The following is a 25,738-nucleotide window of genomic DNA, read 5'->3' on the forward strand; positions in this document are numbered from 1 at the left end:
CTTCGTCGGGGGCCACGCGGCGCCTTCCTTCGAAGGCGCCCGGTAAAGAGTCAACAAGTGCACGACGCCAGGGCGGACCTCGCGGCGGGGGGCACTGGAGCCATTGGAGCGCTCACACTATCCGCCCGGTTCGGCGTCGAACGACCCTGGTGTCACGCTCGTCACCCCTACAACAGGGCATTCCCTCCTATTTTCGTGAACTCCTACCATCGGTAGGGCTTGTAGACGTCCATGCACTTGCTGGTGTCCGAGCCGTTGAGGGCGTCGCTGTTCGTCGGAAGGTCCCCGGCCTCGGGTGTCTTCTGCTTCGGATAGGACGCGCCGTCGCGCCAGTCAGCTCCCACGACGAGAGTGATCCCGGACACGTCCGTGGCTTTGCGCACCGCGTTCGCGGGGATCCCCAGCGCATCGGCGACGCGGCGTGCGTCGCCCGCCAACTCGTCGCTCGGGTAACGGACGACGGTCCGCTCCTCGGACAGGGCCGCCGAGGTGTCCTTCGTCGCCTTCGCGAAGCCCTTCTCCACCAGCGTCCCGGCGACCGCGCCGGCCCGGCCGGTGACCGGGCCGAGGGTGGCCGACCGGGTGGCGTTCTGGACGAGGACACCGATCTCGGAGTCGGCGGCGGGCTCGTCGGAGGGCCGGCCGGTGCCGCCGTCCCCGGTGGCGTCCTTGCCATCGCTCTTGCCGGCGCCCTCGCCGGCGCCCTCGGCGGTGTCCTTCCTGCCCTTCTCGCCCTTGTCGTCGAAGGACACGTCGTCGCGGAGCATCGCCCACATCTTGTCGGCGTCGGGTGCCGGGAGCAGGTGGTTGCCGTCCTCGGGGTCCTCGACCGTGGGGATCGTCGTCATGGTGATGCGGTCCGTGGGCACCGTCTTGAGCTGCATGCCGAGGTCGTACAGCTTCTTGACGGTGCCGATCTCCTCGGAGACCGTCAGCGACTTCGTGGCGGCCTCGGCCAGGCCCATCAGCCTGCCCGCGTCGGTGAAGACGTTCTGGCTCTTGAGGGTGCGGATCATCGAGTTCATGTACATGTGCTGGGCCCGGGCCCGCAGCGGGTCACTGCCCCAGGCGTGCCGGGTGCGCAGCCACTGGAGCGCCTCCTCGCCCTTGACCTTGTGCGAGCCCTTCGTCATCCTCAGGCCCGAGCCGCCGGGCACGCCGGGCAGCGGGCGGTCGTGCACGTTCTGGTTGACGCAGACTTCGACGCCGCCGACCGCGTCCGCCATCGAGACGACGCCCGCGAAGTCGATCGTCATCCAGTGGTCGATGTAGACCCCGGTGAGGTTCTCCCAGGTGGCCAGGGTGCAGCCGGCGCCGCCGCGGGCCAGTGACGTGTTGATGATGGCGTTGGTCGCCGGGAACTTCTCCCCGGAGTCGTGGTCCTTGCACGCGGGGATGTCGACCCGGGTGTCCCGGGGGATGCTCACCACCGCGGCGCTCTTGCGGTCCGCGGCCAGGTGGATCAGCATCTGCACGTCGGCCAGCGGCGGATTGTCGCGGTGGTTCTTGCCGCCGCCGAGCGCGACGTTGGCGTCGGAGGCCCGGCTGTCGGAGCCGAGCAGCAGGATGTTCAGGGGGGTCTGTCCGGCCGCGTTCGGCTCGGCCTTGTGCGCCTTGGAGTCGCCGCTGCTGCGCTCGCCCTTGTCGATGTTGCCGTTCAGGTGCTGGTAGTAGAGGTATCCGGCGCCGGCCGTGCCGAGTATCAGCACCGCGAGCGTGGTCGCGGACCATCTCAGCGCCCGGTGCCGGCGCCCGGAGCGCCGCTTCCCGGAGCGCCTGCCGTTCCTGCCTCCGTGGCCCTGCGGCCCGTCCGGTCCTTTCGGGCCCTCCGGCCCGGCGGAGCCCGTGGCCCCCTCGTCCCGGCCGCGGCGACCGGTCCGCCGGCCGCGGGCGTGCCGGACGGTGTCCGGTCGCGTTCCCTCCCCGCGCACACTGCTCTGCGTCATGTCCCTCTCCCACCCTCGGGCCCGCGGACGTGCTCCCGCACGCGACCTGTTCGCACAGTTGGACGTACGAAGGCCCTCGTTGGCTGTACGGCGACCGGCGGATTGTTCACCGGGGGACCGCCCGGTCGACCGAGCGACCGACGGACCGCCCGGCCGACCGATGGACTGTCGTACTGTCAGACGCGCGTGGGGCCCCTCAGGTCACTTCGCGCACTCGACCTTGTCCGCCGTGGACTTCTGGAGGTCCTCCGGTGCCTTCGCGGAGGTGGCGTCGAGCTTGACTCCGGCGCCCTTGAAGTCCTTGCCGAGGGTGAGGGTCATGGTGGGCAGGCCCTGGGAGTTGGTGACGCTCTTGCCGGGTTTCATGGCGGCGCCGGAGAGGCCGAGGATCTCGGCGAGGGCGCGGGCCTGGTCGGCCTGGTCGGGGGCGTACTCCAGGGTGGTCCTGGCGAGCTCGGCGGGGGCGTTGCCCGCGTTCTCGGACTTGGTGACGCCGGCCTCGTTCTGGAGGTAGGTCAGCTCCCGCCCCGCGCTGCCGGCCGACGCGCCGCCGTTGAGGACGCGGACGCGGACCTCGGAGGGCTCGGACTTCTCGCCCTCCAGACGCGCGGCGACGGCGGCGTCCTCCTTTTTCTTCTTCTCCTTCTCCTTCTTCTTGACCTCGGTGAAGGAGATGTCGTTCTTGACCATGTCGAAGACCTGCTGGGCGGGCCCCTCCTTGAGGACGACCGTCACCGGCTTCGGCTCCGCCGGATTGTCGATCACCGGCACCGTGGCGAAGGTCAGGTTCTTGGTGTCGAGCTTGCCCAGCTCCATCCCGAGGTCCTTCAGCTTGCCGATGCTGTCCAGCTTGGAGTCGACGGTCAGCGCATCGGTGGCCGCCTCGGCCAGCTTCACCATCTTGGTCGGACTGGTGAGCGTGTCGTTGGACTTCAGTTTGCGCATCAGCGAGCTGAGGAACTGCTGCTGGAGCTCGATACGGCTCAGGTCGCCGCCGAAGCCGACGGAGTGCCGGGTCCGGACGAAGGCGAGCGCTTCCTCGCCCTCGATGGTGTGCTTGCCCGCCGGCAGGTTCAGGTGCGAGTCGGGGTCGTCGATGTCCTTCGCCAGACAGACCTCGACGCCGCCGACCGCGGAGGACAGGGTCTTGACCGCGTTGAAGTCGGCCACCATGAAGTTGTCGGGCTTGACCCCCGTCAGCTCGGTGACGGTCCGCATGGTGCAGCTGGGCGTACGGCCGCTCTGACCGAGGCTCTGGTTGAAACGGACGCCGGAGGAACCGGCGATGACCTTCGTGCTCCCGTCCTCCTGCGTGGTCGGGCAGTCGGGGATGTCGACGATCAGGTCGCGGGGGATGCTGAGCGCGGTCGCGTTGGAGCGGTCCTTGGAGACGTGCAGCAGGAGCGTGGTGTCGGCGTGGCCCGCGCTGCCCTTGTCGCCGTAGCCGTCGTTGCCGGAGCCGGTGCGCTTGTCGGTGCCGATCAGCAGGATGTTGATCGCCTGGTCCTTCTGGAACCCGCCGGTGCTCGCGCCGTCGTCGGGGAGGGACTCGATGTTGTCGTTGAGATGCTGGAGATACAGATAACCGGCCGTGCCGACGGCGAGGATGACGAACGCCATCGTGCCGCCCGTCCACAGCAGTATCTTCTTGCCCCGCGACTTCTTCTTGGTCTTCTTCTTCGCGGGCCGCCGGCGGTCGCGCCGTCCCGGCGGCGGCTCCTCGGGCTTCGCACGGCGCCTGCGCGGCGCGGGAACCTCACGCTCCGGTGCCGGCGTGGCCCGGCGGGGGCCCGGGACCGGTGATTGCGGTGCGGAAGAAGGCAGTCGCAGTTCGTAGTCACCGGTGTCCGGATTGAGTACCCACTGGTCTGCGGGGTCGATGTCCTCCGCCTGCCCACGGCCTTGCGCGTCCACGGTTGTCCGTATCCTCCGTCGGGGCCACGCGGCGCCCTCCCCTCCGGGCGCCCGGTCTCGCTCACGTCAACTCAGTGCGTGGCCGGGGAACTCCGCGGCCGGGCACACCGGATCGCTCACATTAACCGCCCCACCCGGCGCGGGGCGACGGCAGTGACGCATTCCACGATCCTTACAAGTGGGCAATACAGCGCATTTCTCGGACAATTGTCCGCTCGTGCATGTCGCCTTGCACTCGGAGTTGCCCCTTTTTGGAAGGCGCTTTACTCGCAGACGTCCTCGTCGGCGGTGTTCCCGCTGAACGTCGGCGCGGGGGACTCGGTGTCACCGGCTTCACCGGAATTCCCGGTACCGCCGCTCTGGTCCCGCCGGTCGGCGGTGACCGTCACGGGCTCGTCCGTCCGCAGCCGGGTGAACAGCTTCTCGGCGTCGGGCTGCACGAGCTGGTCCCGATTGGCGTCGCCCGCGTACGACTCCCGGGGGACGGTCAGGAACTGCACGCGTTCGGTGGGAATCCCGCGCAGTCCGCGCACAAGGTCGTACAAGCCCCGCAGACTCGCCAGATTCGGGTCCGTCGTGAGTGACGACGTGGCCGCGTCCAGAACGGGGTACAGCTTCACCGGATTCAGCAGAACGCCATTGCTCTGCACCTTGTTCACGAGCGCCCCCAGAAAGCGCTGCTGCCGGTCCATCCGGTCGGTGTCGCTGCCGTCGCCGAGCGACTTCCGGGCGCGGACGTATCCGAGCGCCTGCTCCCCGTCGAGGGTCACCCTGCCCGCGGGCAGTTTCAGCTTGGCGTCCTTGTCGTCGACCGGCTTGCGCAGGCACACCTCGACGCCGTCGAGCGCGTCGACCATCTCCTTGAAGCCCTCGAAGTCGACGACCACGTGGTGGTCGATCCGGATGCCGGTCAGCTTCTCCACCGTACGGATCGAGCACGCCGAACCGCCCGCGGCGAAGGCGTAGTTGAACTGCTGGAGCGCCGGTTCGGTGAGGGACCCGTCCGGCCGGTGGCAGCCGGGGACCTGCACCATCAGGTCGCGGGGGAGGGAGACGGCGGTGGCGCTGTCCCGGCCCGCGGCCAGGTGCAGCAGGATCGTGGTGTCCGACCGTTCGGTCCCGGAGTCCCGGCCGTAGCGGGAGTTGCCGTCCCCCGACCGGGAGTCCGACCCGATCAGGAGCACGTTCTGCGCGCCGCGCACCAGCGAGGTGGGCCGCTCCTTCTCGTACCGGGCGAGTTCGGCGGCGGCCGCCTCGTCCGACGTGATGTTGCCGCTCAGCTTGGCGTACACCGCCCACCCGACGCCCGCCGCACCCCCGGCCAGCACGACGACCACGATCCCGGCGATCCCCAGCCGCCGCCTGCGCCGCCGCCGCTTCAGCCCGCCCCCGCTCGCGGACGCCCCGTGCCCCGCCTCCCCGCCGGAGGCCGCCGTACCCGCGTCATCGCCCACGCCTGCCTCCGTCCACACCAGCGCGCTGGTACGACCATGCCCCGAGAAGGCACGGAGGACAGAACGGACCTAGCCCGAACGGGGCACACCCGCGCCGCCTCCTCCCGCAGCTGCGGGCATTCGTGCCGCTGGGGCGGCACGGGTGGGCGCAGGCGGCGCCCCGTCAGCGCCGGGCCGCGCACCCCCACCCGGGCCCGACACCCACGCCGGGCGCCGACGCCCACGCCAGGCGCCGACGCCGGTCACCGGCACCCACGCCGGGCACCCGCACCCACGCCGGGCACCCGCACCCACGCCGGTCACCGACACGCCCCGGCTCACCGCCCCGCCGGCGTCACCTCACCCCCGCCGAACCAACCACCCGCGGAACCTCACCGCGCCGTCACCGACACCCGCTCCGCCTCGATCCGCTGATCCACCACACCCGCCCCCGCCAGCTCCAGATGCCGGCACAGCACCACCGACCCCCCACTCGCCAGCGGCCCGTACAACCCCGCGCTCAACCCCTCCCACGTGTCGTACGGCAACCCCGACAGAATCCGCGCCCCCGGCCCCGTCAGTCCCAGCCCCGAGGCCTGAGCCCGAGCCCGCTCCACGACCTCCGCCCCGCTGAACTCCCGCCCGGCCACGATCAGCGCCGGCGCCTCCGGATCCACCGGCGCGTACGGCGCGAACCGGTCACCCTGCCCCGGCACCTCCACCGCGTAATCGGCGAAGCCCTCCGGTGCCGCCGGCGCGAACCGCCCCCCGAGCGGCCGCAGCGCCAGCGCGATCCGCGGACCCGAGCACGCCCGCGCCGCCTCCAGCGACTCCGGCTCCGGCCCGCTCACGACCACGTCCGCCGCCTTCGGGTCGCCCGCCACGTCGGCGACGACCCCCACCGACGCGCAGGCCAGCAGCCACACCGCCGTCTGCCAGTGCGCGGGCAGCAGCAGCGCGACCCGGTCGCCGGGTTCGACGGAGAGTTCGTCCTGGAGGAGGTTGGCGGTCTTGGCCACCCAATTGGCGAAGGTGGCCACGGACAGTTCGACGCGTTCGCCCGTGGCGTCGTCGTAGAAGGTCACCAGGGGGCGTCCCGGGTCCGCGGCGAGCGCGGAACTCAGCAGGTCGGCAGGGGTGCGGTCGGTCGCGTTCACCCGCGCAAGCGTACGCGGGCCCGGCGCCGCGCACCCAGCGGCCGACGGACCCCACCACCACCGGATCGGACGAGAGGACCCGACACCCCGTCAGATCCCCAATGGACATATTTGTCTGACGATGTACAAAATCAGGGGCATGCGTGGATTCCTAGCTTCCTCGACCGGTGTCACGTGCGCGGCGGCCCTGGCCCTCCCGCTAGCCCCGCCCGCGGCAGCGACCACCTCCCCGGCCCCACCCGTGACGCGTGCGGCGGCAGGACCCGAGGCGTACGCCGCCGGCGGCACCCAGTCCCTACCCCTCGCCTCCCGGAGCAGCGACCGGGCACCCGGCGCGGCCGAACAGGGCCTGGCCCGCCGGGACGTACGGCCCTTCTCGCTGGTCGGCGTCGTCTGGGACGACCCCGCCACCGAACTCCACGGCCGCGTCGAGGTCCGTACCCGGGCCACCGCGACCGGCGCCTGGTCCGGCTGGCGGGAGCTGGAGACCCACAACGCCGACCACGCCGCCGACCCGGGCAGCCCCGAGAGCACCTCGGGCCGTGTCCGCGGCGCCACCGCACCCCTGTGGGTGGGCGAGTCCGACGGCGTGGAGGTGCGGGTACGCGCGGAGACCACCCCCGGGACCGCCCGGACCGCCCCGGCCCGCTCCCGGCTCCCCGGCGGCCTGCGCATCGATCTCGTCGACCCCGGCAAGGCCGCCCCGTCGCCGGCGAACCGCGCGCGGACCGGGTCCACCGCACCCGCCGCACCCGCCGCACTCCCCGCCCTTCCCGCCCGGCAGAAGACCAAGCCGCACGCCGGGCCCCGCCCGCGCATCACCACGCGCCGCGGCTGGGGCGCGGAGGAGAAGCTGCGCGACAAGGGCTTCGTGTACACGAAGAAGGTCAAGGCGGCCTTCGTGCACCACTCGGACACCGGCAACGACTACCGCTGCTCACAGGCGCCGTCGGTCATCCGCGGTATCTACCGGTACCACGTCAACAGCATGGGCTGGCGCGACCTCGGCTACAACTTCCTCGTCGACAAGTGCGGAAACATCTACGAGGGCCGGGCCGGTGGCGTGTCCAAGCCCGTACTGGGCGCCCACACCCTGGGGTTCAACTCCAACAGCGTGGGCATCGCCGTGCTCGGCACGTACAGCTCGAAGAAGCCGTCGTCGGCCGCGCTGAAGGCGATCGCCCGGCTCACCGCGTGGAAGGTCGGGCTCTACGGCATGAATCCGCGGGGGAAGACATACCTGAAGTCCGGGGGTGGCAACCTCTACCCAAAGGGCGAGAAGGTACGACTGAACGTCATCTCCGGTCACCGCGACGGCTTCGCCACGAACTGCCCCGGAAAGAAGCTCTACGCCAAGCTCGGCACGGCCCGCGCGAAGGCGGCGGCGTACCAGGGACGCTGAGGACTGCGGAGGACACACCACCGCACGGTCGTCGGGGGCGCCACGGAACGGTCTGCATACACTGGCCCGCCGAAAGACAGTTCGGCCGGTCCCGGCAGGAAGCAGAGACGACAGGTGACAGAAGCGATCCTCCTGGTCGGCGGCAAGGGCACGCGGCTCCGCCCGCTCACGGTGAACACGCCCAAGCCGATGGTCCGGGCGGCCGGAGTGCCGTTCCTCACGCATCAGCTGGCGCGGGCCAAGGCGGCCGGCGTCGAGCACATCGTGCTCGCGACCAGCTATCTGGCCGAGGTCTTCGAGCCGTACTTCGGCGACGGCTCGGCGCTCGGCCTGCACCTGGAGTACGTCACGGAGGAGGAGCCGCTCGGCACGGGCGGCGCCATCCGCAACGTGGCGTCCCGGCTGCACTCGGGTCCCGAGGAGCCGGTGCTCATCTTCAACGGCGACATCCTGACGGGCCTGGACATCGGCGCACTGGTCCGCACCCACGAGACGACGGGCGCGGACGTCTCCCTGCACCTCACCAAGGTGACCGACCCGAGGGCCTACGGCCTGGTCCCCACGGACGACGCCGGCCGGGTGCTCGCCTTCCTGGAGAAGCCGCAGACCCCCGAGGAGATCGTCACCGACCAGATCAACGCGGGAGCGTACGTCTTCCGCCGCTCGGTCATCGACACGATCCCGGCGGGGCGCCCCGTCTCGGTCGAACGCGAGACCTTCCCCGAGCTGCTCGCCACCGGGGCCCACCTCCAGGGCATGGTCGACTCCACCTACTGGCTGGACCTGGGCACCCCGGCGGCCTTCGTCCGCGGCTCGGCCGACCTGGTCCTGGGCCGCGCCCCGTCCCCGGCGATACCGGGCCGCTGCGGCGACCGCCTGGTCCTGCCCACGGCTCAGGTGGCGCCCGACGCCAAGCTGGCGGGCGGCACGGTGGTCGGCGAGGGCGCCTTCGTGGCGGAGGGGGCGCGCGTCTTCGGCAGCACGATCCTGCCGGGTGCCGTCATCGAGCCGGGCGCCGTCATCACCGACTCCCTCATCGGCACCGGCGCCCGCGTCGGCACCCGCTCGGTCCTCGCCGACACGGTCATCGGCGACGGCGCGATCATCGGCGCCGACAACGAACTCCGCTCCGGCGCCCGCATCTGGTGCGACGCCCAGATCCCCCCGGCATCCTTGCGCTTCTCGTCCGACGCCTCATAGCCGCGAACAAGTCATGCCGCTCCCCCCGGTAACTGCGGGCAAGTCATGCCGCCCCCCGGCAACTGCGGGCAGTCGTGCCCCCCGCCCGGTAACTGCGGGCAGTCGTGCCGCTGGGGCGGCACGGGTGGGCGCAGGCGGCACCCCGTCAGCGCCGGGCTGCGCATCTACCGCCCGCACCCCCGCCGGCCGACCAGCGAACCCCGGACCACCTACAACCGCTCAATCCCCCGCGGAGCCATCCGCGGCGCCCGCCTCTCCGGCACCCGCCCACTCAACAGCACCAACCGAGCCGCCCGATGCCGCTGCCCCGCATACGGCTCCAGCAACCGCAGCATCTCCGCGTCGTCCGCATACCGGTCCCCACCCAGCGCGAACCCCACGATCCCCGGCAGATGCAGGTCCCCCACCGTCACCGCGTCCGCCGCCCCGTGACTGCGCTGCACGGTCTCCGCCGACGTCCAGGGCCCGACCCCCGGCAGTACCTCCAGCCGTTCCCGCGCCGCCGCCGGTTCCATCCGCGCCGCCTCCTCCAGCCGCGCGGCGACCCGCACCGCCCGCAGGACCGTCGCCGCCCGCTTGTCGTCCACCCCGGCCAGGTGCCACTCCCAAGACGGGATCAGCGCCCACGTCCGCGCCGCCGGCATCACACACATCCGCCCGGGCGCGGGCCCCGGCGCCGGCTCCCCGAACTTCCGCACCAGCAGCCGCCACGCCTGGTACGCCTCCAGCGTCGTGACCTTCTGCTCCAGGACCGAGGGGATCAACGACTCCAGCACCAGCCCCGTCCGCACCAGCCGCAGCCCCGGCCGCCGATGCGCCGTGACCGCCAGCAGCCGGTGCCGCGGCACGAACGCGGACGGGTCGTCCTCGGCGCCCAGCATCCGCGGCAGCTGCTCCAGCAGCCACTCGGCCCCGGGCCCCCACGCCTCGCCCCGCACCTCGCCGCCGCGCGCGGTGACCCGCAGCGTGCCCGGCCCGGCGGGCGTGCGGCTGGCCCGCCACACCGACCCGTCCGGCATCGTCCGGAACGTCGGATCGCCCGGCCCGCGCCGCAGCGGCCCGAGCACCAGCCCCAGGTCCAGCGGCCCGTCCGGCACCCACACCCGTACCGCACCCGGCGCGGCGGCCTGCCGGGGTACGGCGGTCGGGGGTACGGCGGCCGGGGGCACGACGGTCTCCCCGCCGCGCACCGTGGCGCGCGAGGGGCGGGGAGCGAAGCGTCCTGCCACGAGAGAGGTCCTTGGGAGGAGGGGGTGAGCCTCTACGAGGGTAGAGGCTCGGGGAGACGGCTCACCGCACCTCGATGAAGGCTCCCGCGTCCCGCTCGGGCCGCGCCGTCGGCTCCTCGGCCGGATGCCCGACCGCCACCGCCCCCATCGGGTCCCAGTCGCCCGGCAGCCCCAGCACCTCCCGTACGACGTCCCGGCAGAACATCGTCGAGGACACCCACGCGGAGCCCAGCCGCTCCCCGGCGAGCGCGACGAGCAGGTTCTGCACGCCCGCGCCGGTGGCGACCACGAACATCTCCCGCTCGGCCGCGTCGCGGCGCGCGTCCCCGTAGGTGTGCGAGCCGTCCATGACCAGGCAGGGCACGACGAGGTAGGGCGCGTTGCGCAGGACGTCGCCGCGCCGCACGCGCTTGGCGACGGACTCCTCACTCTTACCGTCGCGCCGCAGGTCCGCGATCCAGGCGTCCCGCATCGCGTCGAGGAGCCGGGTGCGCGCGTCCTCGGACTCCAGGAGGACGAAGCGCCACGGCGTCGTGTGGTGCGGCGCCGGTGCGGTCACGGCCGCGGCCACCGCCCGGCGCACGGCACCGGGGTCGACCGGCGTGTCCGTGAAGGCCCGGACCGTACGCCGCTGGGTGACCGCCTGCCGTACCGCCTCCGAGGTGCCGAGGCGGAACATGTCGTCGCGCGCGCCGCGCACCATCGCCCGCGCGCCCTCGCCGTCGTCCTCGGCGACGACCACCTGCGGCAGCCCGCGCACGACGGCGACGGGCAGGCCCGCGGCCTTGCCCTTGACCAGGTCCCCGGCGGCGGCCAGTTCGTCGGCGGTGGCGACGACGGTGGCGCCGAGCGGATTGCCGTACGCGTCCGTGCCGCCGCGCAGGTCGTCGAGGACGCGGACGCCCGCGGCGCCGATCGCCATGTCGGTGAGCCCGGACCGCCAGGGCCGCCCGACGGTGTCGGTGACGATCACGCCGACGTCCACGCCCAGCGTGTCGCGGAGCCCCTCGCGGATGCCGCGCGCGGAGGCGTCGGGGTCCTCGGGGAGCAGCAGAACGGTCCCGGCCGGGGTGTTGGAGGCGTCGACGCCGGCCGCGGCCATGACCAGGCCCAGACGGTTCTCGACGATGCGCAGCGTGCCCCGCCGGGCCACCACACGCACCGTCTCGGCGTCGATCGCGGCCTCCCGGTCGGCGGCCTCGACGACCCGGCCCTCGGCCTTGGACACGATCTTGGACGTGACGATCAGCACGTCCCCGTCGGCCAGTGCGGGCTCGGCCGCCGCGATCAGCTTGGCCAGGTCGTCGCCGGGCCGCACCTCGGGCAGGCCGGGCAGGGCCCACACCCGGTAGCCGTCCCGGCGGGCGGCCTCCTCGTCTCGCGTCGGCCCGCTCACGCCACCCGCACCTCCTCCGCCAGCGTCAGCGCCTCGCGGGCCATCTGCGCCGTCGCGTCGAGGCCGGTCATCATCAGCGGTACGGCGCGGCAGAGGATCCCGGCGGCCTTCACGCGGGTGACGGCGTCCGCGTCGACCGTGTCGACCAGCCAGCCGTCGAGCAGTCCCGAGCCGTAGTGCTCGGCGACGGCGGCGGCCGTGGACTCCACGCCGACCGCGGCGAGAACCTTGTCGGCCATCCCGCGCACGGGCGCGTCACCGACGATGGGGGACAGGCCCACCACCGGCACCCCGGCGTCGGCGATCGCCTCCCGGATGCCGGGCACGGCGAGGATCGTGCCGATGGAAACGACCGGGTTGGAGGGCGGGAAGAGGATGACGTCCGCCTCCGCGACGGCCTCCAGGACGCCGGGCGCGGGCTTGGCCTGCTCGGCGCCGACCGGCACGACGGCCTCGGCGGGGACGGAGGCGCGCAGGCGCACCCAGTACTCCTGGAAGTGGACCGCCTTGCGCTCGCCGTCCAGCTCGACCGCCACGTGCGTCTCCACACGGTCGTCGGTCATCGGGATGAGCCGTACGCCGGGCTTCCAGCGGTCGCACAGCGCCTCGGTCACCGCGCTGAGCGGGAACCCCGCGGTGATCATCTGTGTCCGCACGATGTGCGTGGCGAAGTCGCGGTCGCCGAGGCCGAACCACTCGGGTCCGACGCCGTAGGCCGCGAGTTCCTCCTTGAGGTGGAAGGTCTCGTCGGCCCGCCCCCAGCCCTGCTCCTCGTTGATGCCGCCGCCGAGCGTGTACATCACCGTGTCGAGGTCCGGGCAGACCTTCAGCCCGAAGAGGTGGATGTCGTCGCCGGTGTTGCCGATGACCGTGATGTCCGCGTCCGGCGCGGCCTGCCTCAGACCACGCAGGAACCGGGCACCGCCGATGCCGCCTGCCAGAACCACAATGCGCATGGGCCCAGTCTCGCAGGCGGGTACGACAGTGCGTCAGCCAGTCGTCACCGTGTCAGCCGGTCGGCACCGTGTCAGCCGGTCGGCAGTACGGCGGCCGAGCACTGCGGGGAGTGCATCGGCATCTCGGTCAGGCCCGGGTAGTAGACGTGCAGGCTGACCGCCGGCTCCAGCGCGTCGTTGACCACCTCGTGCACGTGCCCCGGCGCGAACACGTGCTGCGAACCGGCCTCCCACGCGCGCGTGCCGCGTGCCGTGCGCTCGGTGAGGGTGCCCTCCAGGACCGTCCACACACCGGAGGAGGGGCCGTGGTCGTGGCGTCCGCTGCCCTGTCCCGGCAGCCAGGACAGCAACCAGACCTCGTACCCGGGGCCGGTGCGCAGCCGGTGGTACCAACGGGTCGTGGCGTCGTACCGGACGAGGTGCCCCCACTCGGAGCGGTCGGCGGCGACGGAACGGACCAGGCCGGCGAACTCGGCGACGGTGGCCGGGTGCTCGCGCGGAGGCTGAAGGAGGTGGGGGACTTCGAGGATGTCGCCGGCGATCTGGAGGTCGCTGTCGCTGTTCATGGGTGCGTGGTTCCTCGGCGGAAGAGTGCGGCGGAGCGGAGCGAATGACGAAGAACGCCCTGGTGGGGCGGGAGTGGAGCAGTCGAGTCGCGTGGACTCGGGGACAGCCGGAGCGCGGTCGGCTCAACAGCTGGAACAGCGGCAACAGCTACAGCGAGCGCGGGCAGCACCGTGGGACCCGGCGGTGCGGGTCGAGGCGAGCGCCAAGTTCGCGAGCATGCCCCCAAGGACAGCGGTTCACACCAACACTGTCAACTCGATGCCCGTTATGTGGGACATGTTTCACCTCATCCGGTTGATCGTGTTGCCGAAAGGTTTGCTCAGACGGCTCTCGGGACACATGGCGCACAAGCCGGGCGCACAACCCCCGTTGCGATCCCGTGATCCGAATGTGATCAGGTTCGCTTCGGCGCGTGTATCGGAACGGGATCGATCGCCGGGGCGTCCTTCCTGGTGCAGGTGTTGAACGGGACGGGCCCTCCGGTGGGTCTCATCGCTATGTCGAGGTTTATGGCGATTTGAACACTTACTGCATTGCCTTGGTTCCGCAGAGTGAATAAGGGGCCCAATAGCAGATCTCGGCTTGACTCGCCCGGAGCAGCACACTTGTAATTTCACTCGTGTCGTTCAGCCGGAATCGATAACGGCTGGATCACGGGGACGCGAAAGACAGACGAGGGGCGCACATGACCGAGCTGGTGCAGCAACTGCTGGTCGACGACGCGGACGAGGAACTCGGCTGGCAGGAGCGCGCACTGTGCGCCCAGACCGACCCCGAGTCCTTCTTCCCCGAGAAGGGCGGCTCCACCCGCGAGGCCAAGAAGGTCTGCCTCGCCTGTGAGGTCCGCTCCGAATGCCTCGAGTACGCCCTTGCCAACGACGAACGCTTCGGCATCTGGGGCGGCCTGTCCGAGAGAGAGCGCCGCCGCCTGAAGAAGGCCGCAGTCTGAGCGCCTGAGCGTGAAGGCCTGACGCGGCGGCAGAAACGGCCCGGGCAGACGGTCTGGGCAGACGGTCCGAGCAGACGGTCCGAGCAGCGGGAACGGCCCGTCGCCGGTGGGTTGTCCACAGGCGGCGGGCCGCCCCTGTGTCCAGCCGATAGTGTGGGCGCTCGTCCGAGACGCCCCGCCGTTCCCCACAGGCACGGGCGTCCACCGCAGTCCACCGAACCGGGGCCCGTACCTCGATGTCCGTGCAGAGTCACACGGCAGCCCAGCAAGACCTCGCTGCCACACCTGAGTTCCCGCGTCACGTGGTGACCGCGGTCCTCGTCGCCCACGACGGAGCCCGCTGGCTGCCCGACGCGCTCGCCGGGCTGCTCGGCCAGGAGCGCCCCGTCCAGTACGCCGTGGCCGCCGACACCGGCAGCGCCGACGAGTCCTCCCGGCTGGTCGCCGACGCCCTCGGCGACGAGCGCGTGCTCCACCTCGCCCGGCGCACCGGCTTCGGCCAGGCCGTCGAGGAGGCCACCCGCACCGCCCCCGTCCTCACCCCCGAGGACCTGCCGTACCTGAGGCGGCCCAGCGGCTGGGACCCCGTCACGCGCAGCTGGCGCGACGACGCCTACGACCTGCCGGAGCTGCCGCACGGAGAGCCGGTCCAGTGGCTGTGGCTGCTGCACGACGACTGCGCCCCCGAACCCGACGCCCTCGCCCAGCTGCTGCGCGTCGTGGACACGGAGTACGAGCTCGGCCGCGACGACGTCGCCGTCGTGGGCCCCAAGCTCCGCGGCTGGTACGACCGCCGCCAGCTGCTCGAGGTCGGCGTCTCCATCGCCAACTCCGGCCGCCGCTGGACCGGTCTGGACCGCCGCGAACAGGACCAGGGCCAGCACGACCACGTCCGCACCGTGCTGTCGGTGTCCACCGCCGGCATGCTGATCCGGCGCGACGTCTTCGAGCGGCTCGGCGGGTTCGACCGCCGACTGCCCCTGATGCGCGACGACGTGGACCTGTGCTGGCGCGCGCACGCCGAAGGACTGCGCGTCCTCGTCGCCCCGGAGGCGGTCGTCCGCCACGCCGAGGCGGCCTCGCGCGAACGCCGCGCCGTCGACTGCGCGGGCCGCACCACCGCCTCACCGCACAAGGTGGACAAGGCCGGCGCCGTCCACACCCTCCTCGTCAACGTCCGCACCGCCGCCCTGCCCTGGGTGCTCCTGCGGGTCGTCCTCGGCACCCTGCTGCGGACCGTCGCCTACCTCGTCGGCAAGGTCCCCGGCCAGGCACTCGACGAGATCCGGGGCCTGCTGGGCGTCCTGCTGCGCCCCGAGCGCATCATCGCCGGCCGGCGTGAACGCGGCCGCCCGCAGGTCGAGAAGGACGAACTGCGGCCCCTGTTCCCGCCCCCGGGAGCCACCATCCGCGCCACCGTCGAGCAGGTCGCGGGCGACCTCTTCGGCAGCTCCGACGCCGAGGCCGCCGCGGGAGCCGGACGGCACGGCGGGGGCATCGAGTCCGGACCCGGCGGCGACGACGCCGACTTCCTGGAGATCGAGCAGTTCGCCCGCCTCAAGCGCATCGCCCGCAAACCCGGTCCGGTGCTCTTCCTGGTGCTGCTGCTCGTCTCCCTGGCCGCCTGCCGTGCGCTCCTCGGCGGCGGCGCCCTGGCCGGCGGCGCCCTGCTGCCCGCACCGGCCGGCGCCGGCGAGCTGTGGTCGCGGTACGTGGACGCCTGGCACACGGTCGGCACCGGCGGCACCGCCTCCGCGCCGCCCTACCTCGCGATCCTCGCCACGTTCGCCTCCGTCCTGCTCGGCTCCACCGGACTGGCCGTCACCCTGCTGCTGGTCTGCTCGGTCCCCCTGGCGGGCGCCACCGCGTACTTCGCCTCCCGCCCGCTGGTCCCGTCCCGGCTGCTGCGTGCCTGGGCCGCCGTCGCCTACGCCTTCCTGCCCGCCGCCACCGGCGCGCTCGCGGGCGGCCGCATCGGCACCGCCGTCCTCGCCGTACTGCTGCCGCTCGTCGCGCGCGCGGGCGTCGCGGCCTCCGGCCTGGCCAACTCCTCCGGTGTCCGCGGCAGCTGGCGCGCCACCTGGGCGTACGCCCTGCTGCTGACCGTCACCACCGCCTTCACGCCCGTCGTGTGGCCCGTCGCGCTGGTTCTCGGCATCGGGGTCCTCGCCCTGCGCCGCGCCGAGATCACGGCGTACGGACCGCGCTTCCTCGCCCAGCTCGGCACGCCGCTGCTGCTGCTCGCCCCCTGGTCGCTGTCGCTGCTGCCGTTCGGCTTCTTCGACGAGGCCGGCCTCGAGTACGGCTCCTCGGCCGCCTCGGCGCTCGACCTGCTCGGCGCCAGCCCCGGCGGTCCCGGCACGGTCGGCGGGCTGTTCCTCTTCGGCATCGTGCTGGCCGCGCTCGCGGCGCTGCTGCGCTCCGAGCGGCAGCCGGCCGTCCGGACGGCCTGGGCCGTCGCCCTCGTCGCCCTCGTCTTCGCGGTCCTGTCCAACCGCTCCGCCTGGGCCGGACCCGCCACCCTCGTCTACGGCATCGCGCTGCTGTCCGCCGCGGCCCTCGGCGCCGACGGGGCGCGCTTCCGGGTGGCCGAGCAGAGCTTCGGCTGGCGCCAGCCCGTCGCCGCCCTGATCGCCCTCGCCTCGGCCCTCGGCCCGCTGATCGCCGCCGTCGGCTGGATGATCGGCGGCGCCGACGGCCCCGTGGAACGGCGCGACCCCGTGCAGGTGCCCGCGTTCGTCGCCGAGGAGAGCCACACCCGCGACCAGGCCCGCACCCTCGTCCTCGACAGCGACTCCGCCGCACACGTGGGCTACATGCTGGTCCGCGGCTCCGGCGCCCGCCTCGGCGACGGCGAACTGGCCTCCGGCGACGGCGGCAACAGCACCCTCGACAAGATCGTCGCCAACCTCGTGGCCGGCTCCGGCGCCGACCAGGCCGACCAGCTCGGCGGGTTCGCCGTGCGCTACGTGCTCGTGCACAAGGGCGCGCCCCGCGAGGTCACCCGGGTCCTGGACGCCACCCCCGGACTGAGCAGGCTCAGCCAGCAGGACGGCAGCGGACTGTGGCGGGTGAACCAGGAGGTCGCGCGCGCGACCGTCGTGGCCGGCGAGAAGTCCGACGCCGGGAAGTCCGGCGAGCCCGTGCCCGTGGCGGCCGGGCCCGTCGAGATCCACACCGACATCGAGTCGGGCCCCGACGGCCGGGTGCTGCGCCTCGCCGACACCGCCGCCGAGGGCTGGACGGCGACCCTGGACGGCAAGCCGCTCACCCGCACCACGGTCGACGGCTGGGCCCAGGGCTTCGAACTCCCGGCCTCCGGCGGCCGGCTGGACGTCACCTACGAGGCCCCGTTCACGCACACGGCCTGGCTGTGGGCCCAGGGACTCCTCGGTCTCGTCCTCGTCGTCCTCGCCCTGCCCGGCAGGCGCCGCGACGTCGACGACGACCTGCCCGACGAGCAACTCGTCCCCGCCCAGGCCGCCGACGGCGAGGGACGCCGGGCCCGGCGCCTGCGCGCCCAGGCCGAGGCGGAGGCGGCGGAAGCCGGAGCGGGAGCGGGCGTGGACCCGGGCCCCGAGCCGGCGGACGACCCGGCGGGCGACCCGGCCGGGGCGCCCGAGGTCCCCGAGCCGCCCGCGGCGCCGCCCGTGCCGGTCCCCCCGCAGCAGGCGTACGGCACATGGGACACGACGACCGGATACCCCGGCGCCGAGTACGGGTCCTACGACGGCGGCTACGGCGGCGAGCAGTACCAGGGCGCCCAGCAGTACGACCCCGGCGCGTACGGGCAGCAGCCGTACCAGGCCGACCCGTACCAGCAGGACGCCCACCAGGGCGGTCACGGCGGCCAGACCGCGCAGTACGGGACGGGCGGCCAGTACGACCCGTACGCGTACGGCGGCCCGACGCAGGGTCAGGAGGCCGGGTACGACCCCGCGTTCGACCAGGCGTACGGCCAGGGCGGCTACGACACGCCGTACGACCCCTCCCAGCCCCGGCAGCCCCACGGCACGGGCAGTGAGCGTCCCGACGGGAGCCAGCAGTGAAGCGCACGACCCTGTCCCTGATCGCCTGCGCGACCGCGCTCGCCGCCGTCACCGGGTTCGCGGCGGTGTCCGCCCCGGACGACTCCGGCCCGGACACCGCGGCGCCCGCCGCCCGGCTGCCCGTGGAGCGCACCAGCCTCCTGTGCCCGGCACCCAGCACCTCCGACCTCGCCGAGACCGCGTACACGTCCTTCACGCCCGTCACCGAGGGCGCCGACGACAAGGGCAGCGCCGCGCTCGTGGCGGCGGAGCGAGCCGACGCCACCGACGACGGCAAGGACGAGAAGGACGAGAAGGACGAGAAGGGCGAGAAGAAGGAGAAGCCGGTCGTCCAGCCGAAGACGCCCGGCACACCGGTCGACGGGAAGACCACCGGCGCCGACGCCCCCGCGCTGATCGGCACCGCCGAGGGGAACACCGCGCCGGGCTGGACCGTTCAGCAGACCACGGAGGTCGCCGCCGGGACGGGCCGGGGACTACAGGGCGTCAACTGCACCGCTCCGGACACGGAGTTCTGGTTCCCCGGCGCCAGCACCGCGACCGGCCGCACCGACTACGTGCACCTGACCAACCCCGACGACTCGGCGGCCGTCGTCGACATCGAGCTGTACGGCAAGGACGGAGCCCTCAAGTCCACGGTGGGAGAGGGCGTCACGGTGCCGCCGCACGGCAGTGAGTCCCTGCTGCTGTCCACGCTCAGCGAGGTGAAGCAGACCGACCTGACCGTGCACGTCGGCGTGCGCAGCGGACGGCTGGGCGCCGCGGTGCAGGCCCTGGACGACAAGACCGGCGGCGACTGGCTGACCGCGGCCGCGGACCCGGCGAGCGACCTCGTCATGCCGGGCATCCCGAAGGACGCCACCGCCGTACGCCTGGTGCTGTTCACGCCCGGCGGCACCGACGCCGACCTGAAGGTGCGCCTCGCCTCGCCGTCCGGGCTGATCACGCCCGCCGGTCACGAGACGGTGCACGTCAAGGCCGGTATGACGACCGGCGTCGACCTCGGCGAGGTCACGCGCGGCGAGGCGGGTTCGCTGGTGCTGACGCCGACGGACCGGTCCGTGCCGGTCGTGGCGGCGGTCCGGGTCGTGCGGGGCAAGGGCGACGAGCAGGAGTCCGCGTTCATCCCGGCCTCCGAGCCGGTCGGCGCCCGCGCGACGGCCGCGGACAACCGCGCCAAGCACACCACCCTGGCCCTGTCCGCCCCCGACGGGGCCGCGAAGGTCAAGGTCACGGCGTCGGCGGGCACCGAGGGCGGCACGCCGGCGACCAAGACGTACACGCTCAAGGCCGGCACCACCCAGAACGTCGACGCACCGGTACCGGCAGGGCTCAAGGGTTCCTACGCGCTGACCGTCGAGACGGTGTCGGGCGGCCCGGTCCACGCGTCGCGCACCCTGACGGGCTCGGACGACGACGTGGCGTCCTTCACCGTCCAGACCCTCCCCGACGACCGGGGCACGGTCTCGGTGCCGAACGCGGACGAGGACCTGTCGGTATTGCAGGAGTAGTGGCCGGGGGCGACCGGGCCCCCGCCGCTCAGTCCTCCCCGTACCGGGGATCCACCGTCTCCGGAGTCAGCCCCAGCAGCTCCGCGACCTGTTCGACGACGACCTCGTGCACCAGCAGGGCCCGCTCGTCGCGGCCCTTGGTCCGGATCTCCACCGGCCGCCGGTAGACGACCACCCGTCCCCGCCGCCCGTCCCGCGAGGGCACCGTGCCCCCGAGCGGTACGGCCTCGTCGTTCCACGGCTCCCCGGCCGCGGCCGGCCGCGGCACGTCGAGGACGAGGAAGTCGATGTCGGCGAGCTGCGGCCACCGCCGCTCCAGGCGCTCCACGGAGTCCTGCACCAGGTCGGCGAAGGCCTCGCCACGGCTCGCGGCGAGCGGCACCTGCGGGGGTGCCACCGGGCCGCGCATGCCCCGGCCGTGGCGATCACGACGGCGGGGTCCTGGGCGGCCGGCATCACGGGGCGTCACGGGGTTGTCCATCACTGGTGAAGGGTAGTCCCCGCCGGGCCGGCCTGCCCGGCCCGCGGGCGCACAGCGGGCGGCGTGGCGGCAGGTCACTCGGCTTGTCGCCGGATGACCATTCCAGCCAAGGTTGGGCTCGATTTCGTATCTCTCCGTGACCGCGGAACTCAAGGCAAATGTCGTTGTTTGTGTCGGGTCGTGACCGCTTTCGGGGCCGTGCGAGCTCCGCACGACCGGCGTCCGCCCAGGTCGAACGGGGGTGCGCGGGAGGGGTCGTAGATCGTTTCACGCCACGACACGGGGGTGTGACCCGGTGGAGAGTCGTCGCGGCCCGCTCAAGAGTGCGGTACCGTCCAACATCGTGAGCCCTGTACGTCGCTGTTCGCGCACCGCCTGCGGCCGTCCCGCCGTCGCGACGCTGACGTACGTCTACGCCGACTCGACCGCGGTCCTCGGCCCGCTCGCCACCTACGCCGAACCCCACTGCTACGACCTGTGCGCCGAGCACTCCGAGCGCCTCACCGCCCCGCGCGGCTGGGAGGTCGTCCGGCTGCTCGACGGGTCGGCCCCGGCCCGCCCCAGCGGCGACGACCTGGAGGCGCTCGCCAACGCGGTGCGCGAGGCGGCCCGGCCCCAGGAGCGGGCGGCCGAGGCGGGCGGCGGCGCCCGGACGGCCGACCCGATGGAGGTCGCGCGCCGCGGCCACCTGCGCGTGCTGCGTTCGCCGGACAACTGAGCCCCGTTCACCCCGTTCAGGGGACCCGCACCCTTCACTCGTAGTGGCCTCGGTCACATCCGTTGCTGCACACCCATTGACGCCCCGTTGTCGCGGACACGACCATTCCGGAAGTCGCGAGAAATCGCTTTCGCATGGCGGAATCCGGGGAGGCGTCCGTGTACGTGCAGGAACTGGAACCCGTCGCCGGTTCGCTCGGCCTGTCCGCCCTGGTGGCGGCCCTGCCACTGGTGATCGTCCTCGTGCTGCTGGGCGGCGTCCGCATGAAGGCGCACCTGGCGGGCCTCATCGGCCTCCTGGCCGCCGTACTGGTCGCCTGGCTCGCGTACGGCATGCCGCTGGACCAGACGGCCTCCAGCGCCGTCCAGGGAGCGGTCTTCGGCCTCTTCCCCATCCTGTGGATCGTCGTGAACGCCCTGTGGGTCTACCGGATGACCGTCCGCACCCGGCACTTCGACATCCTGCGCCGCTCCTTCGGCCGGCTCTCCGACGACCCCCGCATCCAGGCCCTCGTCGTCGCCTTCTGCTTCGGCGCCCTCCTGGAGGCCCTCGCCGGGTTCGGGGCGCCCGTCGCGATCTGCTCGGTCATGCTCGTCGCCCTCGGCTTCGACCCCGTGCGCGCGGCCGTCGTCTCCCTGGTCGCCAACACCGCCCCGGTCGCCTTCGGCGCGATGGGCACCCCGGTCGTGACGCTGGCCCAGGTCACCGGGCTCCCCCTGGACGACGTCGCCTCCGTGGTCGGCCGCCAGACGCCCCTGCTCGCCCTCGTCGTACCGCTGCTCCTCGTCGCCCTGGTCGACGGGCGGCGCGGGCTCCGCGAGACCTGGGTGCCCGCCCTGGCCTGCGGAGTCGCCTTCGCCGTCGCCCAGTTCGTCGCCTCCAACTACGTCTCCGCCCAGCTCGCCGACATCGCCGCCGCCCTGATCGGCGCCGGCGCCCTGGTCGCCGTACCGCACTCCCGCCGGCCCGCCGCCGAACCCGTACGGGCGTCCGTACTGACCGGCGCGCGCAGCGAGGAACTGGACGAGCGGGACCCCGCCCGTGAGGTCGTGCGGGCGTACGCGCCCTACGCGCTGATCGTCGCCGTCTTCTCCGTGGCGCAGATCCCGGCGGTCAAGGACTGGCTGGCGAAGGCCACGCAGTCCTACGACTGGCCGTTCCTCGACGTGGCCGACCCCGAGGGCAACCCGGTCGGCGGCAACGTGTTCTCCTGGCCGATCGTCTCCACCGGCGGCACGCTCGTGCTGTTCGCCGGGCTGGCCACGGCCGTCGTCCTCGGCGTGCACGCGCGCGTGGCGGTCAGGGAGTGGCTCGCGACCGTGCACGAACTGCGGTTCGCGATCCTCACCGTCACGTCGGTCCTCGCCCTCGCCTACGTCATGAACCTCTCCGGGCAGGCCGCCACCATCGGCCACTTCGTCGCCGCGGCCGGTGCCGGACTCGCCTTCCTCTCCCCGGTCCTCGGCTGGTTCGGCGTCGCCGTCTCCGGCTCCGACACCTCCGCCAACGCCCTCTTCGGCGCCCTCCAGGTGACCGCCGCGCGGGAGTCCGGCCTCTCGCCCGAGCTGCTGGCCGCCGCCAACAGCTCCGGCGGAGTCCTCGGCAAGATGATCTCCCCGCAGAACCTCACCATCGCCTGCGCCGCCGTCGGGCTCGCGGGCCGCGAGGGGGACCTGCTGCGCAAGGTACTGCCCTGGAGCCTCGGCCTGTTGCTGGTCATGTGCCTGATCGTGGTCGGGCAGTCCACGGTCGTCCTCGGCTGGATGCTGCCCTGACCTCAGGGAACCTTCCGGGCGGCCCGCCGGTCCCTACGGGTAGTTTGTGGGCTCCGACAGGACTTTGAGGAAGGTTGGCCGTGGCTGCTGATCTGTCGCAGATCGTGAAGGCGTACGACGTGCGCGGTGTCGTCCCCGACCAGTGGGACGAGTCGCTGGCCGAGCTGTTCGGCGCGGCCTTCGTCGAACTGACCGGCGCGGACGCCATCGTCGTCGGCCACGACATGCGGCCCTCGTCCCCGGGCCTGTCCGGCGCCTTCGCGCGCGGCGCGGCGGTCCGCGGCGCCGACGTGACCGGGATCGGCCTGTGCTCCACCGACCAGCTGTACTACGCCTCCGGCGCGCTGAACCTGCCGGGCGCCATGTTCACGGCCTCGCACAACCCCGCCCGGTACAACGGCATCAAGCTGTGCCGCGCGGGCGCCGCCCCGGTCGGCCAGGACACCGGCCTCGCCGAGATCCGCGCCCTGGTGGAGCGCTGGAGCGAGGGGGGCGCCCCGGAGCCGACCGTCCGCCCCGGCACCGTCACCCGGCGCGACGTCCTCGACGACTACGCCGCCCACCTGCGTTCCCTCGTCGACCTCACCGGTATCCGCCCCCTCAAGGTCGTCGTCGACGCGGGCAACGGCATGGGCGGCCACACCGTCCCCTCCGTCTTCACCGGCCTGCCCCTCGACCTGGTGCCGATGTACTTCGAACTGGACGGCACCTTCCCCAACCACGAGGCCAACCCCCTCGACCCGGCCAACCTGGTCGACCTCCAGCGGCGCGTCCGCGAGGAGGGCGCCGACCTCGGTCTCGCCTTCGACGGCGACGCCGACCGCTGCTTCGTCGTCGACCAGGACGGCGAGCCGGTCTCCCCGTCCGCCGTGACCGCCCTCGTGGCCGCCCGCGAGCTGGCCCGCAACGGCGGCAGCGGCACGGTCATCCACAACCTGATCACCTCCTGGTCCGTCCCGGAGGTCGTCCGCGAGCACGGCGGCACACCGGAACGCACGCGCGTGGGCCACTCCTTCATCAAGGCCGAGATGGCCAGGACCGGCGCCATCTTCGGCGGCGAGCACTCCGCGCACTACTACTTCCGCGACTTCTGGAACGCCGACACCGGCATGCTCGCCGCCCTCCACGTCCTCGCCGCCCTCGGCGAGCAGAACGGCCCGCTGTCCGCCCTGGTCGCCGCGTACGACCGCTATGCCGGCTCCGGCGAGATCAACTCCACCGTCGCCGACCAGCAGGCCCGCCTCGCCGCGATCCGGGCCGCGTACGAGGGCCGCGACGACGTCACCGTGGACGACCTCGACGGCCTCACCGTCACTTCGGCCGACTGGTGGTTCAACGTCCGCCCCTCCAACACCGAGCCCCTGCTCCGCCTGAACGCGGAGGCCCGCGACGAGGCGACGATGACGAAGGTGCGCGACGAGGCACTGGCGATCATCCGGACATAGCCGCCGCTGCGGGCAGTCGTGCCGCTGGGGCGGCACGGGTGGGCGCAGCGGCACCCCGTCTGCGCCGGGCCGCGCGCCCCTCCCAGCACCAACGCTCGGTTCAACGCGGGCCACCCGCACGAGCCCCGCCCCGGCGGTACCCTGACCAGCACATCCACACACGCCCCACCGCCCCCGAAGGGAACCCCCATGCCGCTCGAAGCCGGCCTCCTGGAGATCCTCGCCTGCCCCGCCTGCCACGCCCCCCTCAAGGAGCAGGACGCGGAGCTGATCTGCACCGGCCAGGACTGCGGCCTGGCCTACCCGGTGCGCGACGGCATCCCCGTCCTCCTCGTCGACGAGGCCCGCCGCCCCGAGTAACCGCCTCCCGGGCGACCGGCAACCCGGCGACGACCCCGCGCACCCGCGCATCCGAACGAACGCCCCGGCGATCGGAGACCTGCCGCCATGCTCGACGAATCGCTCCTGGACGCCCCGGAGCGCCTCACCGAGGCCGACCGCCGCGGCCTGCTCCGCGGCGCCGCCGAGGCCGGTGCCCGCGTCCGCACCGCCGCCCGGCACGCCGCCGAGGCCGGCGTCGGCAACCTCAAGCCGGACGGCCGCCCCCGCGCCGTACTGATCGCCGGACCGGGCGCCGCCGCCACCCACGCCGCCGACCTCCTCGGCACCCTCGCCGGCGCCGGCAGCCCCGTCACCCGCCTCGCCCCCACCGGCGTCGCCCCCGCCGCGGGCGCCCTGCGCTGGGAACTGCCCGGCTGGGCCGGCTCCGTGGACCTCCTGCTGATCGCCACCCCCGACGGCGCCGAGCCCGGCCTTTCCCTGCTCGCCGAGCAGGCCTACCGCCGGGGCTGCACGGTCGTCGCCGTCGCCCCCGCCCGCTCCCCGCTCAACGACTCGGTGAGCGCCTCGCGCGGCCTGTTCATCCCGATGGCGACAGCCCCGTACGACCACGACGAACCCCTCGCCGGTGCCGCCCCCGGCGTCCTGTGGGCGCTGCTCACACCGCTCCTCGCGCTGCTGGGCCGCACCGGGCTGCTCGAGGCACCGCCCGAGGCCATCGACAAGGTCGCCGACCGCCTCGACCGCGTCGCCGAACGCTGCGGGCCCGCGATCGTCACCTACAGCAACCCGGCCAAGACCCTCGCGGCCGAACTGGCCGACTCCCTCCCCGTCGTCTGGACCGAGGGCAACTCCGCCGGACCCGCGGGGCGCCGCTTCGCCGCCGCACTCGCCGAACTCTCCGGCACCCCCGCCGTCGTCGCCGACCTGCCCGAGGCCCTCGCCGCGCACAGCGCCCTGCTCGCCGGGCAACTCGCCGCCGGCGCCGACCCCGACGACTTCTTCCGCGACCGCGTCGAGGAACCGGCCGCCCTGCACGCACGCGTAGTGCTCCTGCGCGACCGGCCCACCGGTGGCCTCACCGCCGCCCCCAACGCCCGTGAGCTGGCCCTCGGCCACGACACGCCGATCAGCGAGCTGGAACCGGAAGAGGGCGGCGAACTGGAGACCCTCGCCGAACTGATCGCCATCACGGATTTCGCCGCCGTTTACCTGGCGCTCGCCTCGGGAGCCTGACCCCGGCGCACCATCGCCCACGCACCCGCACGCAC

General features: G+C 73.1%; 19 protein-coding genes. 10 read left to right on the forward strand and 9 right to left on the reverse strand.

Features of this window, described 5'->3' with window-relative positions:
- Positions 1 to 203: 203 nt before the first annotated feature.
- The 4 genes from OHA99_RS22580 to OHA99_RS22595 form a co-directional block, all read right to left on the reverse strand.
- Positions 204 to 1,946, reverse strand: a complete 1,743-nt coding sequence (locus OHA99_RS22580) for an LCP family protein (protein WP_405697477.1) — start codon at positions 1,944 to 1,946, stop codon at positions 204 to 206.
- Positions 1,947 to 2,147: 201 nt separating this feature from the next.
- Positions 2,148 to 3,860, reverse strand: coding sequence for an LCP family protein (locus OHA99_RS22585; RefSeq protein WP_405697479.1), 1,713 nt, complete (start codon positions 3,858 to 3,860; stop codon positions 2,148 to 2,150).
- Between the two features lie 263 nt (positions 3,861 to 4,123).
- Complete coding sequence (locus OHA99_RS22590) at positions 4,124 to 5,314, reverse strand: LCP family protein (protein WP_153179547.1); 1,191 nt, start codon at positions 5,312 to 5,314, stop codon at positions 4,124 to 4,126.
- 371 nt (positions 5,315 to 5,685) lie between these two features.
- Positions 5,686 to 6,450, reverse strand: a complete 765-nt coding sequence (locus OHA99_RS22595) for a TIGR03089 family protein (protein WP_153179548.1) — start codon at positions 6,448 to 6,450, stop codon at positions 5,686 to 5,688.
- Positions 6,451 to 6,589: 139 nt separating this feature from the next.
- On the opposite strand from OHA99_RS22595, the gene OHA99_RS22600 reads away from it, so the two are divergent.
- Positions 6,590 to 7,852 (forward strand): peptidoglycan recognition protein, encoded by a 1,263-nt coding sequence (locus OHA99_RS22600; RefSeq protein WP_405697480.1) that lies wholly within the window; start codon positions 6,590 to 6,592, stop codon positions 7,850 to 7,852.
- Between the two features lie 114 nt (positions 7,853 to 7,966).
- Complete coding sequence (locus tag OHA99_RS22605) at positions 7,967 to 9,052, forward strand: NDP-sugar synthase (RefSeq protein ID WP_153179550.1); 1,086 nt, start codon at positions 7,967 to 7,969, stop codon at positions 9,050 to 9,052.
- Positions 9,053 to 9,261: 209 nt separating this feature from the next.
- Here the strand turns inward: OHA99_RS22605 and OHA99_RS22610 are convergent, their stop codons facing one another.
- From OHA99_RS22610 to OHA99_RS22625, 4 genes are all read right to left on the reverse strand, one after another.
- Positions 9,262 to 10,281 carry a DNA-3-methyladenine glycosylase gene (locus OHA99_RS22610; protein WP_054103457.1) on the reverse strand — a complete coding sequence of 340 codons (1,020 nt, stop codon included), beginning with the start codon at positions 10,279 to 10,281 and terminating at the stop codon, positions 9,262 to 9,264.
- 61 nt (positions 10,282 to 10,342) lie between these two features.
- On the reverse strand, positions 10,343 to 11,677 hold the full coding sequence (locus tag OHA99_RS22615; RefSeq protein ID WP_405697483.1) for a coenzyme F420-0:L-glutamate ligase: 1,335 nt from the start codon (positions 11,675 to 11,677) through the stop codon (positions 10,343 to 10,345).
- Positions 11,674 to 12,633, reverse strand: coding sequence for a 2-phospho-L-lactate transferase (gene cofD, locus OHA99_RS22620; protein ID WP_153179553.1), 960 nt, complete (start codon positions 12,631 to 12,633; stop codon positions 11,674 to 11,676). Before cofD ends, OHA99_RS22615 begins: the two co-directional genes overlap by 4 nt.
- 71 nt (positions 12,634 to 12,704) lie before the next feature.
- Positions 12,705 to 13,199, reverse strand: coding sequence for a cysteine dioxygenase family protein (locus tag OHA99_RS22625; RefSeq protein WP_153179554.1), 495 nt, complete (start codon positions 13,197 to 13,199; stop codon positions 12,705 to 12,707).
- A 686-nt stretch (positions 13,200 to 13,885) separates the two neighbouring features.
- On the opposite strand from OHA99_RS22625, the gene OHA99_RS22630 reads away from it, so the two are divergent.
- The 3 genes from OHA99_RS22630 to OHA99_RS22640 all read left to right on the forward strand — a co-directional run bounded on the left by OHA99_RS22630 (position 13,886) and on the right by OHA99_RS22640 (position 19,709).
- Complete coding sequence (locus tag OHA99_RS22630; RefSeq protein WP_003975777.1) at positions 13,886 to 14,149, forward strand: WhiB family transcriptional regulator; 264 nt, start codon at positions 13,886 to 13,888, stop codon at positions 14,147 to 14,149.
- A 236-nt stretch (positions 14,150 to 14,385) separates the two neighbouring features.
- Entirely contained in the window at positions 14,386 to 18,198 is a 3,813-nt protein-coding gene (locus OHA99_RS22635; RefSeq protein ID WP_405697485.1) for a glycosyltransferase, read from the forward strand.
- The gene (locus tag OHA99_RS22640; RefSeq protein WP_405697487.1) at positions 18,195 to 19,709 is read left to right on the forward strand and encodes a DUF5719 family protein; all 1,515 of its coding nucleotides are present in this window, start codon (positions 18,195 to 18,197) and stop codon (positions 19,707 to 19,709) included. The genes OHA99_RS22635 and OHA99_RS22640 overlap by 4 nt, the downstream gene beginning before the upstream one ends.
- A 28-nt stretch (positions 19,710 to 19,737) precedes the next feature.
- Here the strand turns inward: OHA99_RS22640 and OHA99_RS22645 are convergent, their stop codons facing one another.
- Entirely contained in the window at positions 19,738 to 20,190 is a 453-nt protein-coding gene (locus OHA99_RS22645) for a metallopeptidase family protein (protein ID WP_381546786.1), read from the reverse strand.
- A gap of 295 nt (positions 20,191 to 20,485) precedes the next feature.
- Here OHA99_RS22645 and OHA99_RS22650 point away from each other — a divergent pair, with 295 nt between their 5' ends.
- The 5 genes from OHA99_RS22650 (at position 20,486) to OHA99_RS22670 (ending at position 25,703) form a co-directional block, all read left to right on the forward strand.
- Positions 20,486 to 20,908 (forward strand): DUF3499 domain-containing protein, encoded by a 423-nt coding sequence (locus OHA99_RS22650; protein WP_102928736.1) that lies wholly within the window; start codon positions 20,486 to 20,488, stop codon positions 20,906 to 20,908.
- A 158-nt stretch (positions 20,909 to 21,066) separates the two neighbouring features.
- The gene (locus tag OHA99_RS22655; RefSeq protein WP_153181935.1) at positions 21,067 to 22,683 is read left to right on the forward strand and encodes an L-lactate permease; all 1,617 of its coding nucleotides are present in this window, start codon (positions 21,067 to 21,069) and stop codon (positions 22,681 to 22,683) included.
- A gap of 80 nt (positions 22,684 to 22,763) precedes the next feature.
- Positions 22,764 to 24,128 (forward strand): phosphomannomutase/phosphoglucomutase, encoded by a 1,365-nt coding sequence (locus OHA99_RS22660; RefSeq protein ID WP_405697489.1) that lies wholly within the window; start codon positions 22,764 to 22,766, stop codon positions 24,126 to 24,128.
- A gap of 189 nt (positions 24,129 to 24,317) precedes the next feature.
- Positions 24,318 to 24,488, forward strand: coding sequence for a Trm112 family protein (locus OHA99_RS22665; protein WP_007450268.1), 171 nt, complete (start codon positions 24,318 to 24,320; stop codon positions 24,486 to 24,488).
- An 87-nt stretch (positions 24,489 to 24,575) separates the two neighbouring features.
- Positions 24,576 to 25,703 (forward strand): SIS domain-containing protein, encoded by a 1,128-nt coding sequence (locus tag OHA99_RS22670; RefSeq protein WP_153179558.1) that lies wholly within the window; start codon positions 24,576 to 24,578, stop codon positions 25,701 to 25,703.
- The last annotated feature ends 35 nt before the right edge of the window (positions 25,704 to 25,738 follow it).

The sequence above is a fragment of the Streptomyces coelicoflavus genome, from assembly GCF_045041415.1.
Lineage (GTDB): Bacteria > Actinomycetota > Actinomycetes > Streptomycetales > Streptomycetaceae > Streptomyces > Streptomyces coelicoflavus.